Source organism: Acinetobacter sp. 1130196 (genome assembly GCF_000588095.1).
Taxonomy (GTDB): domain Bacteria; phylum Pseudomonadota; class Gammaproteobacteria; order Pseudomonadales; family Moraxellaceae; genus Acinetobacter; species Acinetobacter nosocomialis.
Genome location: NZ_JFWX01000022.1, coordinates 25,913 through 43,470, shown reverse-complemented (window position 1 = coordinate 43,470; position 17,558 = coordinate 25,913). Strand labels below are relative to the sequence as shown.

Genomic DNA, 17,558 nt, shown 5'->3' with positions numbered 1-17,558 from the left:
TAAGATACAATTTTTTGTATTTGATTGTTCATAATCGGTGCTCGCAAGATTTGAAATGTTCTCGATATGAGTGCAAATGATGAAACAATATCACTCTGAAAATGCGCCAAGCCTTCTGCAAGATCAATATGGGCGTATCAAGCGTAAGTTACGAATTTCTGTAACTGATCGCTGTAATTTTAAGTGTGTATATTGCATGCCTGAGCATCCAGAATGGTTAAATAAACAGGACTTGCTTAGTTTTGAAGCGCTCTTTCAATTTTGTCATTTTATGGTGCAGCAAGGTATCGAGAGTATTCGCATTACGGGTGGTGAACCATTAATGCGTCAAGGCATTGTTCATTTTGTTCGTGATTTGCAGGCCTTAAAAGCATTAGGTTTAAAACGTATATCGATGACTACCAATGGTCATTATCTTGCTAAACATGCCAAACAGCTAAAAGACGCTGGATTAGATGATTTAAACATTAGTTTAGATAGTCTTGATTCAATTCAATTTAAAGAGCTCACTAAGAAAAAGTTAGAACCGGTTCTTGAGGGTATTCAAGCTGCTAAAGATGCAGGACTGCCTTTTAAAATTAACTGCGTATTAATGAAAGATAAAAATGATGATCAAATCTTACCTATGGTGAAGTGGTCAATTGCTCATCATATTCCTTTACGTTTTATCGAGTTTATGCCGCTTGATGGTGATGTACTTTGGTCAAATAAAGATGTGGTAAGCGAGGCTGAAATTTTACAGGTATTGCAACCGTATTATTCGGTACAAGTGATCGAGCAGCAACATGAGCCAGCGCGTCAATATCTAATTAACGATAGCTACCATTTAGGAATTATTTCCACAATTACGCATTCATTTTGTCATCAATGTGACCGTATACGACTTACCGCAAAAGGCGAACTATATAACTGTTTATTTGCGCCGCAAGGTTTAAATATTAAGCCTCAGCTTCAAGTACTGGTAAGCAAACAACATAGCCCAGAATACGGTATATATATCCAAAATTTAAAGAATTTGGTTCATCCTTATATCTGGCATAAAGCAAAAGGTTTCCATGCCTTACAACATCAACAAACCCGTAAAATCAGCATGCATATGCTTGGGGGATAAATGCAACAATCTATCCAAATTAAAGTCGAAGCATTTGGTGCAATTGAAAAATTGCTTCCTGAAAATCTTTTGTTAGTTTGTCCTAATCATAGTTTGGTTAAAGATGTATTGGATGAAATTATTTTATTGCATCCGGAATCTACAAAAGCCATGGAAAAATGTGCATGTGCAATTGGTGACAATGTCATAACTAGACAAACTGTCTTAAGTGAGCCATGCACTTTGGTTTTATTATCACCCGTTGCTGGAGGGTGAATCATGAAAGAGTTCGCAAGAATACAAGAGCAGGCTTTAAGTCTAGATACTTTTGATCCGATTCAATCTTTTCCTGAATGTGGCGGTATTGATATTTTTATGGGTACGGTTCGTAATCACCACGAAGGTAAAGCGGTAAAGGCGCTGAAATATACATCTTATAAACCGCTTGCAGAAAAAATGATACGTGAAATTGAACTGGAAATTGAGAAAAAGTATCAGGTATCTTATGTGCGAGTGGTTCATCGAATTGGATATCTGGATGTTGGTGAAACTGCCATTATTGCGATTGCGTATGCAGCCCATCGTCGTGAAGCTTTTCAAGCATGTGAGGAAGCAGTCGAATGGGTAAAACATGAAGTGCCTGTCTTTAAAGAAGAGTTCTTTACAGATGGCACAAGTCATTATGTAGAGGGCTGTTGTATTCGTAAGGATGCACCGCACGAACACAAACATCACCATCATCATGCCGGCCATGAGCACTCACACTGAAATATGTAACACTAGGATAAATAATGAAAAACGTAGGAATGAAGCCGGAAAGTTATCGTGTTGCCGAAGCACAAGCGATTTTATATGCACCACCGCACTGTATTGAACTATTAAGACAAGGAAACACGGAAAAAGGTGATGCCCTAAAAACAGCACGTGTTGCAGGAATTTTGGCAGCCAAACGAACTGATGAGCTGATTCCACTATGTCATCCGCTACCGATTTATAGGGCAGATGTTGAATATGAATTGGAAAATGACTTTGTAAAAATTATTGCTGTTGTTGAAACTATTGGTCCAACTGGCGTAGAAATGGAAGCTTTAACGGCGGCAAGCCTTGCAGGCTTAACTATCTATGACATGTTAAAGCCTCATTGTGAACCAGAAGAACTCTGGATGGATCAATGTAAACTACTGAAGAAAAAAGGCGGAAAATCCCATTTTAAACGGGTATTGCGTCAGCCTGTTTCGGCTGCGGTTATTGTCTTGTCAGACACCGTAGCAGCGGGTAGAAAGCCGGATACTGCTGGAAAATCTGTGGTTGAAACTTTAACTGAAGCTGGCTTTGATCCGATCCATTACCAAATTTTGCCCGATGAAGCAGATGATCTGAAAGAATTGGTTTTAGAACTCACCAAATCGTATGCTTGTATTATGACCGTGGGTGGGACAGGAATTGGTAAGCGTGACATTACAGTTGATACGCTAGAGCCTCTTTTAGAACGTAAATTAGATGGCTTAATGGAAGCCGCTCGCTCATTTGGACAAAAACGCACGCCATATGCTGCTATGTCACGCGGAGTAGCAGGGTTTATTGACCGTTCGTTAGTAGTGACATTACCGGGAAGCCGTGGTGGAGCAAGTGAGTCAATGGCTGCTATTTTACCCGCATTAGTCCATATTTTTGATGTTTGCCGTGATTTACCACATCCGGGAGGCTATGAATAATGTCAGGTTGTGGCGCTGAGCGTGGATTAATCAGTATAGATGAAGCGCTAGATTTAGTTATTAATAAGCCTAAAAACTTAAGCTCTATTCAAAAGACTCTAACAAATAGCCTAAGTAGCTATCTTGCGAAAGAGATTTACTCTGAAATTAATCTACCTAGCTTTTCTCAAAGTGCAGTAGATGGTTATGCACTTTGTAGCCATGCAGAAGATTTGAATAATCAAAAGTTCCAAGTCACAGGTGAGATTCGTGCCGGAAGTGAGAGTCACGACATACTCGGTGAAGGTCAGGCAATTCGTATATTTACGGGCGGCAAAATTCCTGAAGGGACAACGCATGTAGCTCGACAAGAAATCGTATCGGTTATTTCGGCCCAAGAAATTTGTTTAACGAAACATATACGTCCTCAAGCCGATATCCGCTTTACTGGAGAGGAAATCCAGCAAGGGCAGTTGCTTGCTCAAGTAGGACAACTTTTGAATATTGGAAGTTTGGCTGCTTTAAGTATGGCGGGTGTGCAAACCGTTGAAGTCTATCGTGCACCGAAAGTCGCTGTTTTGATCACGGGTGATGAAGTTGCCGAAACAGTAGAAGATCTAGCTGAAGGTAAAGTCTTTGATGCAAATGGCCCATTACTAAAAGCTTGGTTTGAAGATTATGGTTTAGATATCGAACTCATTCACGTAGCAGATGAAGCAGAGCAGGTCACCCATTACTTTAATCAACTAAAAGACAGCCATGATGTTGTTATAACGACTGGCGGAGTGTCGGTAGGAGACTACGACTTTGTACGGCCCTGTGCTTTCGAAGTTGGGTTTGAACAAATCTTTTGGAAAGTTAAACAAAAACCGGGTAAACCTTTATTCTTTGCCGAATACCATAATTCACAAACCCAACATTCTTGCTATTTGTTAGGCTTACCGGGCAATCCAGCTGCGGTATATGTCGCAATGCAAATTTACGGAAAATCTTTGCTTGATGCATTGCAGGGCAATAGACGCGGACCAGAATGGTTTACCGCAATTTTAGAGCATGATTTAAAAGAAGATACACGTGAGCGTTTTTTACGAATGTATGCTTATTTTGATGCAGGACAACTTAGGGTAAAAGGTTTGGCCAAGCAGCAGTCCCATATGCTGAGTAATCTTATGCAAGCCAATTGTCTAGTCCGTATTCCTGCGAGTACAAAACTAGCATCAGGAACTGTGCTAAAGGGAATCTTTATTTCAAATTAACTTATAAATAAGCTGAATATAATTAATCCATACGGATGGATTAATTATATTTTATATCTATTTTTAGTGACTGTTATTTTAAAAAATAAGCTTTATAAATATACTGAAAACTTATTTCTAAGCTCTATATTGCATATAACATATTAAGTGGTTTAGGGTATAAATAATATGGCAAATAGGCCAGTTTTATATTGAGGAAAGCATAAAGATGAAATGGGATGACATCGGTGATCAGCCTTGTTCAGTTGCCCGCATGCTATCAGTGATTGGTGATCGATGGACGATGCTAATATTACGTAATGCTTTTATGGGAATTCGCCGTTTTGATGATTTTCAAAAATCATTAGGTGTCACTCGTCATGTCCTTTCTGATCGCTTAAAAAGGTTGGTTGAATACGAAATTTTAGTCAAAGCTCCTTATTTTGACCGTCAGGAGCGTTTTGAATATCGTCTCACTGATAAAGGCTTTGAGCTTTATCCAATTATCTTATCTATGGCGAACTGGGCAGATAAATGGATGGATCAAGGTTTAGGCAAACCTTTGGAATATCGCCACAAAACATGTGGACATAAGTTTGAACCTGTTATGGTCTGTTCAGTATGCCGTGAGCCATTACATGCAAAGCAAGTTCAGGTTTCGGCTGGGCCGGGTTATTTTGCTTATATGGAACAAAAGCAAAAACAGGCTTAAACTCGGTTCTCTAACGACTCTTGTAGAAGTGCTTCTGCAAGGGTCTTATAAATATAATCATGATTTGATTGAGTAATATTAAAACGGATAAATTGCCCTGCCGATTGGGCCTGGCTAAAGGCATTACCCGGGGCGAGAATCACTTGCCGATTCAGACAAAACTGAGCAATTTTCGCTGCATCTACACCTTCTGGTAGATGACACCACACAAAAATTCCAGCCTTGGGTTCAATCCACGGTTCTATCCCAATCGATTTAAGTTTCGCGATAGTTTCTTGCATGGCTTGAGCTAAACGAACTTTTAATAAATCTAAATGCTTACGGTATGAACCATCGGTTAAAGCTGTGTGTAAAATCTTGGCTGAGAGTCCATTGTGAGAAAAACTGGTAGCAATTTTTAAATCGGTAATCTGATCAATCCATTCTGGTTTCGCAATAATGTAGCCGCAGCGAATAGAGGCAGAGAGCGTTTTAGAGAAACTTCCAATAAAAATCACGCGTGAAAGGTTGTCTAGGGCTGCAAGTCGTGGAGCTGGAGTATATTCAAAATCCGAGAATATATCGTCTTCAATCACAATTAAATTAGATTGATCAATCAACTTCAGTAATTGATGAGCTGTCGAGAGTGAAAGCGTTGCGCCAGTGGGGTTATGTATTCCTGAATTTGTAATATAAAGCCGAGGATTATAGATCTCAATCGCTTCTTTAAATGCCTCTAAGTCTGGGCCATTTGGAGTGTATGGAATACCAATAACTTTAACTTGATGAACTTTAAGTAGAGCATGAAAATTAAAGTAACATGGGTCATCAATTAGAACTACATCATCTGGTTTAAGTAAAAAACGACAAACCAGATCAATAGCTTGAGTGCCTGAATCGGTTAGAACAACTTGATTGAGATTTGCCTCTATACCTTTATTTTGTGCTCGCCTAGCCAGTAAATCTCTTAATACGGGCAGCCCTAAAGGTGACGAATAGCCCATTAAGTTATCATCTTCGTTACGTGTAGCAGATCTTAAAGCTTTGCGAATACTCTCAAGTGGCATCCAGTCATTTGGTAACCAGCCACAACCGGGTTTAAACGCATCAGGTTTTGCTTCTAAGGACTGACGTGAAATCCATAATGGATCGATAGAGCGATCTAATTTAGGGCCTAATTCACTCAAAGCTAAAGGGGCAAGCGGTCCCACTACATAAAAGCCGGAACCACTACGTGATTCAATTTTACCTAGGGCAATTAATCGCTCGTAAGCTTCGACAACCGTAGAAATAGAAAAACCTAAATCTTTGGCCAACTTGCGCACAGAGGGGAGTCGAGTTCCCGGAGTTAAAGAGCGATTCTTAATTTGTTGTTCAATCTGTGAAATAACAAGTTCGATTTTTGTTTTTGTCTGGTTCACGTTAATTATCTCGACTGTACTGCTCATTTATACATAACAGTTTTTTAAAATTGTACTGCTTTGTATCTGGTTTTGACACCATATCACAGCTTAAATTCTTCGTATAGTTGTGGAGAATAATATGCAAAAGTTTATGAACGGTTGGGTAAATGGTTTTATTGGGGTTGCAATTTTTGCAGGTTCATTACCGGCTACCCGTGTTGCGGTAACAGGTTTTGAGCCTGGTTTTCTAACAGCAGCAAGAGCTGTCATTGCAGGAGTTTTGGGTTTAATTCTTATCTTTTTGCTTAAGGAAAAAAGACCTGCGAAGCAAGATTGGTGGCCACTGGCTATTGTAGCTTTAGGCGTTGTAGTTGGGTTTCCCTTATTTACTGCGCTTGCTCTACAGTATATGAACGCAGCCCACTCGATTGTCTTTGTTAGCCTTCTACCGCTCGCTACTGCCATATTTGCAGTAGTGAGAGGTGGAGAAAAACCAAATTTATTTTTTTGGATATTTGCAATTTTAGGCAGTCTGGTTGTTTTTATCTATATGTTCTTTTTGTCGGGTGAAGCATCTTTTGGCATCGGCGATTTATATATGCTTGTTGCAATTATTTTGTGCGGATTTGGCTATGCAGAAGGAGGAGTACTTTCGAAAAAAATAGGTGGATGGCAAGTGATTTGTTGGGCGCTTATTTTAGCTTTACCAATTATGCTGCTTGCTACTCTTTTTTATATGCCCGTTTCCTTTCAAGATGTATCTACATCGGCGGTAGCAGGGCTGATTTATGTATCTTTATTTAGTATGCTCATCGGGTTCTTTTTCTGGTACAAAGGACTTGCACAAGGCGGTATTGCTGCAATTAGCCAGCTACAGCTTTTACAACCATTAATGGGACTCGCGATTGCTGCACTTTTATTACATGAACATGTAAGTTGGTCGATGTTAATGGTAACGGCAGTAACAATTTTATGTGTCGCTGCCGCTAAAAAATTCGCATAAAAATTTATAAACAATTTGCCGGTTTAGGAATACCTGCCAAACGACTGAGATGGCGAGCAACTAAACCGGTATTAAATTTTTGCTGTAAAACAGCATTATTAATATCTGGACTGACGGTTTTCATTAAAAACTTAATCAGAGGGCGGGTTGCAGGAGAATGCCCAAATTGCTGATAAAATTGGCGAACCGCAGCTAAAATTTCAAAATGCCAATCTGTTAATTCAAGATCGAGAGATTTGGCGAGTTCCTGTGCGACTTCTGGATTCCAAATCGTATAGTCGACTAAATGACCATCTTGATCTAATTCTAAATTCATAAAAATGAGCCTAACTATATTATTTCAAAGAAATGCATCGATTAAATTGTAAAACCAGATCCGCAAACTGGTCATAGTTCAATACCTTAACGTGAGCTAAGGTTTCTGCATCAATTAAATCTTTTTCATGAGATAAACAAGAAACTGAGCCAAACTGCTGACAAATGTCTACGGAAAGCTGTGCGGTTGAATCGCCCATAAAAACAATCTGATCGTCTTGATGAAAAAGCTTTTCAAGTTCTTCAATAATACGAGGGGTATGGTGATAAGAAGCTTGCACCAGATAAAGTGTTGATTGCGTCATTAAATTTACACCTTTATCTACCAATATAAGACATGATCGAAAGATTGAATGAGTTCAGTATCTAACTGAACAAACTCTAGCTCCTGCTCACTGTTTTGAACAAAAGGATGCTGTTTATTTTTGATCTCAACAAGAATTGGACTTAAATCATAAAACTCAAAGCTATCCACCATGTTTGAAGCAATTTTAAAAGCATGCTGCAACTGGTCAAAGTTATGTTCATTTTGTAAGAGGCTAAGAGCTGCATCTTTCAATAATACTTTGACTGGTGAGCCAAAGGTTGCTAAAACCATAGTAGCGGCGAGGCTTTCATTGACTTGTAGGCTGGTTAGATTGGCTTGGGGCAAAATAACGAGTACAGTTTTCACACAATATACCTTTTAAAAGCAACAATCTAAGTTAACAAAGTAACTTAGAATTGAAGAAGACGAGAGGCTGACTGTACTGCATCAGCAAGTTCACCTAGTCCAACCAACTCAAAGTTGCTCGCTAGGTTGTGATGACTAAGTTGATGGCGACTCGCATTTTCTGCATCGGTAATCCCGCGTGCAAGAGCAGCGCTAACGCAAACAGGAAGTCGGATCGCGAGCTTTTGCCATTCATGCGTTAAATTACGCTGGTCGTCAGGAACCCACTGAAAATCATTCGCAACTTGAACGCCATCTTGGTAAAAGAATACACGAAAGTCTTCATTTTTACTTTTGAGTGCCTGAGCAAGGCCAAGTGCATGCCAAGCATGGATTGAAGTAGGAGCAGAGGTTATTAGTAGTAATGTACTCATTGAGAATTCACTATGGTCATACGTCTAAATGGGCGTAGATACATTAAGAGAAAGGTAAGTATACAATGATTTTAGTGACAGGTGGTTTAGGCTTTATCGGTTCACATATTGCATTGAGTCTGTTGGCTCAAGGCCAAGAAGTGGTTATTGTCGATAATTTGGCTAACTCGACCTTGCAAACGCTTGAGCGGTTAGAATACATCTCTGGTATGTACGTTCCGTTTGTTAAACTTGATGTACGTAATACACCTGCATTGAATAAGGTATTTGAACAATACTCAATTGATGCAGTCATTCACACCGCTGGTTTTAAATCCATTGAAGAATCTAACTTAAAACCGCTCGAATATTATAACGATAATGTCAGTTGCATCATGAGTCTATTACGTGCGATGCAACGTACAGGAGTCCGTCATTTTATCCATTTATCTAGCTTGGCAGTCTATGGAAAATCTGATTTAGAACTGAGTGAAACACAAGATTTCAACTACGCTTATCCAAATCCATATATCAAATCTCAACAGATGATTGAAGAAATCATCCGTGATACCTATAAAATTGATCATGAATGGAAAATTGCGATCTTACGCCTATCAAATATTGTAGGTGCTTTTGAGCATGGTGTATTAGGTGAGTATGTTGCGCAGCTTCCTAAAAATATTGTACCGCTTGCATTGCAAGTAGCAGCCATGCAGCGTGATTTAATTGAATTACAAGACCAAGTGTCTACCGAAGACCATACTGTAGAGCGTAGTTTTCTACATGTCTTAGATGTATGCGAAGCTGTAAGTGCAACTCTACTATGGCTACGTGATCAAACCCATTGCTGTGAAGCATTTAATATTGCACATAACCAAGTACATTCAATTCGTCAGTTATTAGATGAAATTTCACAAGTGACCCAAGCTGAAATTCCGACACAATCGGCAATTTATAAGCATGAAGAATTGGCTCAACTTGGTGCAAATGTAGGAAAAGCAAAAACTTTATTACAATGGAATCCGAAACGAACTTTAAAGCAAATGATTGAAGATGAATGGAGATTCTATCAAAACACATTAAATGGAAGATAAGATAATGATTCTTATTTACAATAATGGAATGCTTGAGTACGATATTAAAATTAACTAGCCAAAGCAAAAATTGCTTCAGCCCGTGAGTTCTTTAACCAGATAACCGAGGTTTCTATGCAAACACGAATTGAACATGACACTATGGGTGAGATTGAAGTTCCAAATGAAGCGCTATGGGGAGCACAAACCCAACGTAGCTTACAGAACTTCAAAATCGGGCAGGAGCGTTTACCCCGTGCCATGATTCGAGCGATGGGATTGGTAAAAAAAGCAGCAGCAATAACCAATGCAGAGTTAGGACAGTTACCACAAGATTTAAGTCAATATATTGTGGGCGCTGCCGAAGAAGTGATTGCAGGAAAATGGGACTCACAGTTCCCACTCGTAGTTTGGCAAACAGGTTCTGGTACACAAAGCAACATGAACTGTAATGAAGTGATTGCCAATATTGCCAACCAAAAATTAGGTGAAGTGCTGGGCGCACAAAAACCAGTACATCCAAATGATCATGTCAATCGTGCGCAATCTACCAATGACTCATTTCCAACAGCTATTCACGTAGCCGCAAGTTTGCAAATTAATGAATTGCTGATTCCAGCTGTAGAGCAGCTTAAAGCGACTTTGCAGAAGAAGTCCGATGAGTTTCACGATATTGTTAAAATTGGCCGTACTCATTTGCAAGATGCTACACCATTAACCTTAGGCCAAGAATTTAGTGGTTATGTTTCTCAGCTTGAGCATGGTTTAGTACGCTTACAACAAGCCTTAACTGGTTTGTATGAGTTGCCATTGGGTGGTACAGCAGTAGGAACTGGTTTAAATGCTCATCCTGACTATGCTGTTAAAGCCGCAGCTCAGCTTGCAGCTTTAACGGGTTTGCCATTTGTTACTGCTCCTAATAAATTTGAAGCACTTGCAGGACGTGATGCAGCTGTTTTTGCATCAGGTGCATTAAAAACTTTAGCAGTAAGTTTAAATAAAATTGCTAACGATATTCGTTGGTTAGCAAGCGGACCACGTTGTGGTTTTGGTGAAATTCGCATTCCTGAAAATGAGCCAGGCTCAAGCATTATGCCGGGTAAAGTGAACCCGACCCAGAGTGAAGCAATGACTATGGTGGTTGCACAAGTGCTTGGTAATGATACGACTATTAATGTCGCTGGTGCTTCGGGTAACTTCGAGCTTAATGTATTTATGCCAGTAATCGCTTATAACTTACTGCAATCTATTCAATTGCTTGGTGATGCATGTAATAGCTTTAATGACCACTGTGCAGTAGGAATTGAGCCTAATCGTGACAAAATTGATCACTTCTTGCATAACTCTCTCATGCTGGTTACCGCATTGAATCCGGTTATTGGTTATGAAAACTCTGCAAAAGTAGCGAAAACTGCTTATAAAGAGAATAAAACTTTAAAACAAGTGGCTGTTGAGCTTGGTTTAGTTACAGCAGAACAATTTGATGAGGTCGTTAAACCTGAAAAAATGGTTTCGCCAAATAGTAAATAAGCGATCTATATAGCCATCAGCCGTATAATTATGTACAGAATGTACGGTTAAACTACTGATGGCTATTATGTTTACACCTTAAATCTAGAACTTTAACTTAGAGATTGAAAATAAAAGCTACATCAGAAGATCTTCTATATATTCCCAGCCATTTACTTTCATTTCTCCAAACTTTCTTTTTAGTTCTTCTTTTGTATATTCATGTGAGTCTTTAGCTAAAAGAATATGATAAGAATTAGAGGCTGGGTCTATAGTGACCTCACTAATTTCTACAGGTTCAATCACACCATTTTCGGTTAAACCAAGATCAGTAAAGCACATTCCTTTTACTGGTATAACGCTACATTCATATTCTTTCGAAATAAAGTAATGGTTTGAATAAGTTGAATAGGTACGTGAAGCGCGAATCTTCATTGATCTCTCCTTTATTTGTAGAGAAGATTTGTATAGTCTGGCGTCTTTTAGCAGTTAAAACTGTTTAATTTTTATTGCTTATTTACTATGGATCTTTGTTATTTAAAGTTTTTTTAACAATCTATATCAAAACTATTATAGAAGCCTTCCATCAAAAAGAAGGCTTCAGAAAATATAAAAGCTTATTTTAAAATTTTATAAACTTTCTCTTTGTATTCATCATTGGAAATGACTCCTTTATCGTATTGCTGTTTTAATGATCTATATTGTTGAATACGAATATCCCTTTTAAGGCTTATATCATCATGATTTCTAATATAGTAGAGACTTCGATCATGATCGCTCATGTTCACTGTGGGGTCAGGAAAATGCGAGTAGGTATTTTGTGGTTTCTCATCTTGATATTGTTTGGCAATTTCAAAAAAATCTACTCTTTGCTTATTAGAATCGGAGTGAAAAGAATTGTGTTGTGATTCACTAAACTTATGATTTGAAGTGTTACTTACCTCAAGCATACTTCTATGGCAATTAGATTCTTGGTCATAAAATTCTTGTTTAATTGGAGAAGTAATCGTTTCAGAAAACACCGAAGAAGAAAAAGTACTAATACTTAAAAATAATAAAATTAATTTTGATCTATTCATTTCTTTGGAAGCCCAGATGAAATTGAGTAAATCAATGTATTATAACATTAAATTTAACAGTAGATTAAAAAATAATATATTTAAAAGATAGCATTTTTAAATTTTTGAAGTTGTACGAGATTTATTTGCAAGTTTCTAGATTGTAATTATTTCTTAATTAAGCTTTATCAAACCAACTTAGAGTTGAATAAGCTGCCATAATTGTTAAAATGCCCACCTTATCCTGTTTTTCTATTGTTTTTAATTTTTATTTATTTTGCGATATGGAAATTAAACACATAATAAACAGTTGTTTAGCTAAGGATTTTTGAATGCTCTCGATTTATTTAACAGATACCAGACAACATGTGCAGTTTAATGATTACCCGAGTGATCAGCCTGTTAAATTTCTGTTAAATCTTAAAAAGATTTTTCCAAGTACTGGTGATTTGCTGTTACCTGTTTTGCCTGAAGATAATAATCTGGAAAATGTCACTTGGGAATCAACGACAAAAGACTTTGAAATTTTCAAAAAATTGTTAGCCGGTTGGGGTGTTATTGAGCTTCGTTTAAATGCAATCACCACATATAAAGATAAAAATTTTGCAAATGAGTTAATTAAACAAGCTCAAGTGAAGCGAAAAAAAGTAGCGCAAAAAAATCATCAACTCTCTTTAGTTGCCTTAGATTACATTTTTATGCACGAAATTCATGCACTCATTGATGCTGAGTTGGTCACAATTGGCGAGAAGTTTTATTTACCGACCTTGAGAGAGCAGTGGAAAGGTCATGTTTCAGACCAAGTGCTTGAAGGAAAGCTTTAATAAATGGCAAAAGGTGAATTTAAAGAATTCACCTTTTTTTGTAATTAAATCAAATACTTTTATATTTAATTGAATTGCTGTACAAAAGTTTACAAGAAAAGAATGCGTTTTTTTAAAAGTGGCAGATACATTGCTTATATAAATACAAAATTATTGCGGGAGAGAGGTTCTTAAGAACCCGCCGAAGGAGCAACAGGCCCGGAAACTCTCAGGCAAAAGGACTGTAATAATTAAAAAATCTGGAGAGCAGCTTAAGATTTATAAGCATGAAGAATAAAAACTTATAAGTCATAAACTCACCGAAGGGGAAGATCGAAATGCTAAAAGGTAGTATTTAGGTCGAAACTCTCAGGTACAAATGACAGATGGGCTGTACTGATGAAATGTTTTTGCATTTCAGAGGAGTCTGTTATGCCACATGTTATTGTGATTGGTGCAGGAATCACAGGGGTTACTTCAGCCTATGAATTATCTCAATTAGGTTACCAAGTCACAGTGATTGATCGCCATCTTTATCCAGCTATGGAAACATCATTTGCAAATGGAGGGCAATTATCTGCTTGTAATGCAGAAGTCTGGAACCAGAAAGCGACCGTTATAAAAGGTTTTAAATGGATGAGGCAAAAAGATGCTCCTCTATTACTTAATCCTTCTTTTAGTTTGCACAAATATAGCTGGTTAGTTGAGTTTTTATCTCATATTAAAAATTATGAGGCTAATACGATAGAAACTGTTCGTCTAGCATTGCTTGCTCGTAAGCGCTTATTTGAAGTCGCTGAAAAAGAGCAGCTTCAATTTGATTTGGAGAAACGCGGTATTCTTCATATGTACCATACTAAGGATGACTATGATATTGCCAAGCGAGTTAATGATGTCTTGAATAAAGGGACTTTGGAGCGCTACTCAGTTTCACCTGAGGAAATGAAGTCAATCGAACCTTCTTTAACGGGTGAGTACTTTGGTGGTTATTACACACCAAGCGATGCAACTGGAGATATTCATAAATATTCAACCACTTTAGCTGAAAAGACTAAACAATATGGGGTGCAGTATAAGTTTGGCTTAGAAGTTACTGATATTAAGTGTCATACAGATAAAGTCATACTGAATTGTCAGCCAAGTGCTGAGCATCCGCATCTTTCTCAATCAGATAGCTTTCAATTAGAAGGTGATGTTCTGGTGGTTTGTGGTGGTGTTGGAAGTTATCAATTGGCTGACATGATTGGTGAGCGTGTAAATGTTTATCCTGTGAAAGGCTATTCGATTACTGTCCAATTGAAAGATGAGAAAAGTATTAAAAATGCGCCGTGGGTAAGTTTACTTGATGAGAGTGCCAAAATTGTAACCTCTCGTTTAGGACAAGACCGTTTACGTATAGCAGGTACAGCTGAGTTTAATGGTTACAATCGAGACATTCGTGCAGATCGTATTCAGCCTTTAGTTAATTGGGTGAACCGCAATTTTGACATTTCAACTGAGCATGTTGTGCCCTGGGCTGGTTTAAGACCAATGATGCCTAATATGTTGCCTGTAGTGAAACAGTCTAAGCAATCACGGGTTTTTTATAATACCGGGCATGGCCATTTAGGTTGGACTTTGTCAGCAGCAACAGCTGTTTTGGTGAGTCAGGATATCCTACAAAAATATCCAGCTTAAAAAGAAAAGCCAGTGTAGATGCACTGGCTTTTTTATTTTATATCGATTAATCATATAGTCGATAAACACCAGTAAATCGCTCACAGCCTTTTTGTTGAGTCTTTACAACAAGTAAGGCCTTTTGAAAATCAAATTTGTATTTGCAGTTATGCTCGTTATCTAAAATTTCACTTTTCTGTTCAGGAGAGCTATAAGCCATTAATGAAATAGTTTGGGCTTCTTTTCGGTTATTCGGATTACGGTAAGCTAACCCTTCGATCTTGATTTTATCTTTAGCAAGTTGATGGATTTGTAAATGAACAGGTTGGGGTGCAATGTGCCCATTTTCAAATTTAAGATAATGCTGCGTTAGGGTTTGCTTAAGTGAAGCATAAAAATTTAAATCATCACCACGTACGTCAAACTGTTGTTGAATACATGAATTGGTTTTACATTGTTGCGTATGTTTAAACCACAATGTTTGAGTATCTTGTAGAAGCTGTAATGGGGCATCTGTAACTAAGTATGCAGAAAGATATTTGTTGTTGAGTTGCTTTCGTGCTTCGCTAAAGTTTTTTGAACAGATTTTGAGCTCTGATTTTGAGTTGGAGCAGTCAATGGATTCTGCAAAAACAAGCGATGAGCATAAACAACTCAATGTCACGACAAAACTTAATCTTTTCAATTGATTCATATCAGTATTCGACGGCATGATCGCTTATACTTTCAGTCTACTTTGCTAAGTGTACTATAGCGAAACACAACGGTTGAATACAAGATTTCTTAAGCTTTTATAATAGAAGGAAAGAGTTTATATGGTTGCTCAAATTCGTATTGGTCAAGGAATGGATGTGCATGCCTTTGAAGAGGGTAACTTCGTAACTTTAGCTGGCATTCAGATTCCGCATACGCATGGCCTGAAAGCACATTCTGATGGTGATGTCGTGTTACATGCACTATGTGACGCTTTATTAGGTGCACTAGCGCTTGGAGATATTGGTCAGCATTTTCCAGATACCGATCCAGAGTTTAAGGGTGCAGATAGTCGTGTACTACTAAAACACGTTTATCAACTAATCTTAGACCGTGGTTATCGTTTGAATAATGCTGATATTACTGTAGCCTGCGAACGTCCTAAATTAGCGAAACATAATTTAGAGATGCGACAAAGCATTGCGGATGTTTTGAATGTGGATTTAAATCAAATTAGCATCAAAGCGACCACTACCGAAAAACTCGGGTTTACTGGTCGCCAAGAAGGAATTTTAGCAACAGCGACGGTATTAATCTCTAATTAGACTAAATCATCAGCTTGTTGCAAAGACTGCTGGAGTTCTAAAGTAGCCTTACGGCCTTGTAGCTGTAAGGTAATACTATGGATAAGACCTGTCCAAGTTTCATTTGGTTCCCAAATTTCGTGCAGTAAATCTTGGGAAGTAGGCATGTCCATATTCATATAAAATTGTCTGTAGACATACATAAGACAGCTTACGCGTTTATTTTTGGCACAATGTAACCAAACAATTTCATTTTGAACCAAATGATCAATTAAATCTAAAACCAGTAAGCATTGGTCAGAAGATGGTGTTTCCCAGTCAATTGGAATATGAATGTAATTTAAACCATACTCAAGACAAACCAGATCTTCGTTTTCAATACAATCTGGTGAGTTTGTCAAAGCTAAATTGATAACTGTACTACAACCATACTCTTTAATAAGTTTAAGCTGTTCAATAGAAGGTTGTGCTGAACTAAACAAATGTTCATGAATAATTGAAAATGCAGGGATTTGAGATAGTGATTCTTCAAGGGTTGTCATAATCGCACTCTACAAGAGTAGGCTTGGCTTATTGTGTAGAATGTTATACACGATTCTAGAGTGTAGTTGAAATATAGACTGTTTATATATTCAGCAACATCATGAAAAATTTTAAAAAAATAAACTAGAAAAATAAGTATTTTATAGAAGTAAAAAAAACAGCACCTTAAAGGTGCTGCTTTTATATCAAGATTAAGCTTTTTTTAAATTTTCATTCAATAAAAATTCCATTAAAGCTTTTTGTGCATGTAGACGATTTTCAGCTTCATCCCATACAACAGAGTTTTTATGATCAAGCATTGTTTCTGAAATTTCTTCACCGCGATGAGCTGGTAAACAATGCATAAATAAACAATCTGGGTGTGCAAGACTCATCAGTTTTTCATTTACCTGAAAAGCTGCAAATGCGTTCTTACGTAATTTTTGTTCTTCTTCTTGCCCCATGCTTGCCCAAACATCTGTAACGATAAGGTCAGCATTTACAGCCGCATCTTCAGCATTATCAAAAAGCTCAACGCAATGACCAAATTCTGCTAAAAATTCAGGTTTAGGTTCAAAACCTTTGGGTGAAGCAATTTTTAATTTAAAACCCATTAAATGTGCAGCTTCAATATATGAGTTACACATATTATTGCCATCACCAATCCACGCTACGGTTTTACCTTCGATACTACCGCGATGTTCAATGTAAGTTTGTAAATCTGCGAGTAGCTGACAAGGGTGGTGGTCATCAGTTAGACCATTAATCACAGGAACTTTTGAATAAGATGCAAAACGTTCAACAATGTCATGACCAAACGTACGAATCATCACAATATCAAGCATACTTGAAATAACGCGTGCTGAATCTTCGATAGGTTCACCGCGACCTAGCTGTGTATCGCGAGGTGATAAAAAGATAGCGCTACCACCAAATTGATTAATACCGGCTTCAAAAGAAATACGCGTACGTGTACTCGATTTTTCAAAAATCATTCCCAATACTTTACCAACAAAAGGTTGATACACCTTATTGCTTTGTTGCATTTTTTTTAGTTCGCTTGCGCGCTGTAAAACGCGATTGAGTTCTAATGTAGATAGATCACGTAAAGTCAGGAAATGTCTTAAAGCCATGTAGCTACTCCATAATAATTGTCTTTGAAAT

22 protein-coding genes and 1 riboswitch are annotated in these 17,558 nt (G+C 37.7%); of the genes, 12 read left to right on the top strand and 10 right to left on the bottom strand.

What is annotated here, in order from left to right; genetic code table 11:
- Positions 1-70 precede the first annotated feature (70 nt).
- The 6 genes from moaA (at position 71) to J671_RS16075 (ending at position 4,731) form a co-directional block, all read left to right on the top strand.
- Positions 71-1,111 (top strand): GTP 3',8-cyclase MoaA, encoded by a 1,041-nt coding sequence (moaA, locus tag J671_RS16100; protein ID WP_081404916.1) that lies wholly within the window; start codon positions 71-73, stop codon positions 1,109-1,111.
- On the top strand, positions 1,112-1,366 hold the full coding sequence (locus J671_RS16095) for a MoaD/ThiS family protein (RefSeq protein ID WP_002049630.1): 255 nt from the start codon (positions 1,112-1,114) through the stop codon (positions 1,364-1,366).
- 3 nt (positions 1,367-1,369) lie between these two features.
- The gene (locus J671_RS16090; RefSeq protein WP_031982831.1) at positions 1,370-1,858 is read left to right on the top strand and encodes a molybdenum cofactor biosynthesis protein MoaE; all 489 of its coding nucleotides are present in this window, start codon (positions 1,370-1,372) and stop codon (positions 1,856-1,858) included.
- 23 nt (positions 1,859-1,881) lie between these two features.
- Positions 1,882-2,805, top strand: coding sequence for a bifunctional molybdenum cofactor biosynthesis protein MoaC/MoaB (gene moaCB, locus J671_RS16085; RefSeq protein WP_004708369.1), 924 nt, complete (start codon positions 1,882-1,884; stop codon positions 2,803-2,805).
- Positions 2,805-4,040 carry a molybdopterin molybdotransferase MoeA gene (locus J671_RS16080; RefSeq protein ID WP_031982830.1) on the top strand — a complete coding sequence of 412 codons (1,236 nt, stop codon included), beginning with the start codon at positions 2,805-2,807 and terminating at the stop codon, positions 4,038-4,040. Before moaCB ends, J671_RS16080 begins: the two co-directional genes overlap by 1 nt.
- 208 nt (positions 4,041-4,248) lie before the next feature.
- Positions 4,249-4,731, top strand: coding sequence for a winged helix-turn-helix transcriptional regulator (locus J671_RS16075; RefSeq protein WP_002049640.1), 483 nt, complete (start codon positions 4,249-4,251; stop codon positions 4,729-4,731).
- Here J671_RS16075 and J671_RS16070 read toward each other — a convergent pair.
- Complete coding sequence (locus tag J671_RS16070; RefSeq protein ID WP_031982828.1) at positions 4,728-6,131, bottom strand: PLP-dependent aminotransferase family protein; 1,404 nt, start codon at positions 6,129-6,131, stop codon at positions 4,728-4,730. The two genes, J671_RS16075 and J671_RS16070, sit on opposite strands and share 4 nt — an antisense overlap.
- A gap of 121 nt (positions 6,132-6,252) precedes the next feature.
- Here J671_RS16070 and J671_RS16065 point away from each other — a divergent pair, with 121 nt between their 5' ends.
- Complete coding sequence (locus J671_RS16065; protein ID WP_031982826.1) at positions 6,253-7,116, top strand: DMT family transporter; 864 nt, start codon at positions 6,253-6,255, stop codon at positions 7,114-7,116.
- 4 nt (positions 7,117-7,120) lie between these two features.
- On the opposite strand, the gene J671_RS16060 is transcribed toward J671_RS16065, so the two are convergent.
- The 4 genes from J671_RS16060 to tusD are packed head-to-tail and all read right to left on the bottom strand — an operon-like array spanning position 7,121 to position 8,517.
- Positions 7,121-7,432 (bottom strand): TusE/DsrC/DsvC family sulfur relay protein, encoded by a 312-nt coding sequence (locus tag J671_RS16060; RefSeq protein ID WP_031982823.1) that lies wholly within the window; start codon positions 7,430-7,432, stop codon positions 7,121-7,123.
- Positions 7,433-7,451: 19 nt separating this feature from the next.
- Positions 7,452-7,736, bottom strand: a complete 285-nt coding sequence (locus J671_RS16055; protein ID WP_031982821.1) for a hypothetical protein — start codon at positions 7,734-7,736, stop codon at positions 7,452-7,454.
- A gap of 17 nt (positions 7,737-7,753) precedes the next feature.
- Complete coding sequence (locus tag J671_RS16050) at positions 7,754-8,104, bottom strand: hypothetical protein (protein ID WP_031982820.1); 351 nt, start codon at positions 8,102-8,104, stop codon at positions 7,754-7,756.
- Between the two features lie 44 nt (positions 8,105-8,148).
- Complete coding sequence (gene tusD, locus J671_RS16045; RefSeq protein ID WP_031982817.1) at positions 8,149-8,517, bottom strand: sulfurtransferase complex subunit TusD; 369 nt, start codon at positions 8,515-8,517, stop codon at positions 8,149-8,151.
- A gap of 65 nt (positions 8,518-8,582) precedes the next feature.
- Between tusD and galE the strand changes: the two genes are divergently transcribed.
- Positions 8,583-9,590, top strand: coding sequence for a UDP-glucose 4-epimerase GalE (gene galE, locus J671_RS16040; RefSeq protein WP_031982816.1), 1,008 nt, complete (start codon positions 8,583-8,585; stop codon positions 9,588-9,590).
- 114 nt (positions 9,591-9,704) lie between these two features.
- Positions 9,705-11,099 (top strand): class II fumarate hydratase, encoded by a 1,395-nt coding sequence (gene fumC / locus J671_RS16035; RefSeq protein WP_031982814.1) that lies wholly within the window; start codon positions 9,705-9,707, stop codon positions 11,097-11,099.
- 117 nt (positions 11,100-11,216) lie between these two features.
- Here fumC and J671_RS16030 read toward each other — a convergent pair whose 3' ends face one another.
- Entirely contained in the window at positions 11,217-11,513 is a 297-nt protein-coding gene (locus J671_RS16030) for a hypothetical protein (protein WP_031982811.1), read from the bottom strand.
- 182 nt (positions 11,514-11,695) lie between these two features.
- A complete protein-coding gene (locus tag J671_RS0104645; RefSeq protein ID WP_031982809.1) occupies positions 11,696-12,157 on the bottom strand; it encodes a hypothetical protein in 462 nt (153 codons plus the stop codon).
- A 311-nt stretch (positions 12,158-12,468) separates the two neighbouring features.
- Between J671_RS0104645 and J671_RS16025 the strand changes: the two genes are divergently transcribed.
- Together J671_RS16025 and J671_RS16020 are read left to right on the top strand one after the other, a co-directional pair.
- The gene (locus J671_RS16025) at positions 12,469-12,960 is read left to right on the top strand and encodes a hypothetical protein (protein WP_031982807.1); all 492 of its coding nucleotides are present in this window, start codon (positions 12,469-12,471) and stop codon (positions 12,958-12,960) included.
- Positions 12,961-13,106: 146 nt separating this feature from the next.
- Positions 13,107-13,194: riboswitch (glycine riboswitch) on the top strand.
- 177 nt (positions 13,195-13,371) lie between these two features.
- Positions 13,372-14,616 carry a D-amino acid dehydrogenase gene (locus J671_RS16020; protein ID WP_031982806.1) on the top strand — a complete coding sequence of 415 codons (1,245 nt, stop codon included), beginning with the start codon at positions 13,372-13,374 and terminating at the stop codon, positions 14,614-14,616.
- A 46-nt stretch (positions 14,617-14,662) separates the two neighbouring features.
- Here J671_RS16020 and J671_RS16015 read toward each other — a convergent pair whose 3' ends face one another.
- Positions 14,663-15,307 carry a hypothetical protein gene (locus J671_RS16015; protein ID WP_031982805.1) on the bottom strand — a complete coding sequence of 215 codons (645 nt, stop codon included), beginning with the start codon at positions 15,305-15,307 and terminating at the stop codon, positions 14,663-14,665.
- A gap of 103 nt (positions 15,308-15,410) precedes the next feature.
- On the opposite strand from J671_RS16015, the gene ispF reads away from it, so the two are divergent.
- Positions 15,411-15,893 carry a 2-C-methyl-D-erythritol 2,4-cyclodiphosphate synthase gene (ispF, locus tag J671_RS16010; RefSeq protein ID WP_002049661.1) on the top strand — a complete coding sequence of 161 codons (483 nt, stop codon included), beginning with the start codon at positions 15,411-15,413 and terminating at the stop codon, positions 15,891-15,893.
- Here ispF and J671_RS16005 read toward each other — a convergent pair.
- Positions 15,890-16,414, bottom strand: coding sequence for a protein tyrosine phosphatase family protein (locus J671_RS16005; protein ID WP_031982803.1), 525 nt, complete (start codon positions 16,412-16,414; stop codon positions 15,890-15,892). The two genes, ispF and J671_RS16005, sit on opposite strands and share 4 nt — an antisense overlap.
- A 192-nt stretch (positions 16,415-16,606) precedes the next feature.
- On the bottom strand, positions 16,607-17,527 hold the full coding sequence (gene argF / locus J671_RS16000) for an ornithine carbamoyltransferase (protein ID WP_002049620.1): 921 nt from the start codon (positions 17,525-17,527) through the stop codon (positions 16,607-16,609).
- Positions 17,528-17,558 lie beyond the last annotated feature (31 nt).

Excerpts from the sequence above, each read along its gene's own strand:
- J671_RS16095 (WP_002049630.1), top strand. The coding sequence starts at position 1,112 with ATGCAACAATCTATCCAAATTAAAGTCGAAGCATTTGGTGCAATTGAA.
- J671_RS16090 (WP_031982831.1), top strand. The coding sequence starts at position 1,370 with ATGAAAGAGTTCGCAAGAATACAAGAGCAGGCTTTAAGTCTAGATACT.
- moaCB (WP_004708369.1), top strand. The coding sequence starts at position 1,882 with ATGAAAAACGTAGGAATGAAGCCGGAAAGTTATCGTGTTGCCGAAGCA.
- J671_RS16080 (WP_031982830.1), top strand. The coding sequence starts at position 2,805 with ATGTCAGGTTGTGGCGCTGAGCGTGGATTAATCAGTATAGATGAAGCG.
- J671_RS16075 (WP_002049640.1), top strand. The coding sequence starts at position 4,249 with ATGAAATGGGATGACATCGGTGATCAGCCTTGTTCAGTTGCCCGCATG.
- J671_RS16065 (WP_031982826.1), top strand. The coding sequence starts at position 6,253 with ATGCAAAAGTTTATGAACGGTTGGGTAAATGGTTTTATTGGGGTTGCA.
- J671_RS16060 (WP_031982823.1), bottom strand. The coding sequence starts at position 7,432 with ATGAATTTAGAATTAGATCAAGATGGTCATTTAGTCGACTATACGATT.
- J671_RS16055 (WP_031982821.1), bottom strand. The coding sequence starts at position 7,736 with ATGACGCAATCAACACTTTATCTGGTGCAAGCTTCTTATCACCATACC.
- tusD (WP_031982817.1), bottom strand. The coding sequence starts at position 8,517 with ATGAGTACATTACTACTAATAACCTCTGCTCCTACTTCAATCCATGCT.
- galE (WP_031982816.1), top strand. The coding sequence starts at position 8,583 with ATGATTTTAGTGACAGGTGGTTTAGGCTTTATCGGTTCACATATTGCA.
- fumC (WP_031982814.1), top strand. The coding sequence starts at position 9,705 with ATGCAAACACGAATTGAACATGACACTATGGGTGAGATTGAAGTTCCA.
- J671_RS16030 (WP_031982811.1), bottom strand. The coding sequence starts at position 11,513 with ATGAAGATTCGCGCTTCACGTACCTATTCAACTTATTCAAACCATTAC.
- J671_RS0104645 (WP_031982809.1), bottom strand. The coding sequence starts at position 12,157 with ATGAATAGATCAAAATTAATTTTATTATTTTTAAGTATTAGTACTTTT.
- J671_RS16025 (WP_031982807.1), top strand. The coding sequence starts at position 12,469 with ATGCTCTCGATTTATTTAACAGATACCAGACAACATGTGCAGTTTAAT.
- J671_RS16020 (WP_031982806.1), top strand. The coding sequence starts at position 13,372 with ATGCCACATGTTATTGTGATTGGTGCAGGAATCACAGGGGTTACTTCA.
- J671_RS16015 (WP_031982805.1), bottom strand. The coding sequence starts at position 15,307 with ATGCCGTCGAATACTGATATGAATCAATTGAAAAGATTAAGTTTTGTC.
- ispF (WP_002049661.1), top strand. The coding sequence starts at position 15,411 with ATGGTTGCTCAAATTCGTATTGGTCAAGGAATGGATGTGCATGCCTTT.
- J671_RS16005 (WP_031982803.1), bottom strand. The coding sequence starts at position 16,414 with ATGACAACCCTTGAAGAATCACTATCTCAAATCCCTGCATTTTCAATT.
- argF (WP_002049620.1), bottom strand. The coding sequence starts at position 17,527 with ATGGCTTTAAGACATTTCCTGACTTTACGTGATCTATCTACATTAGAA.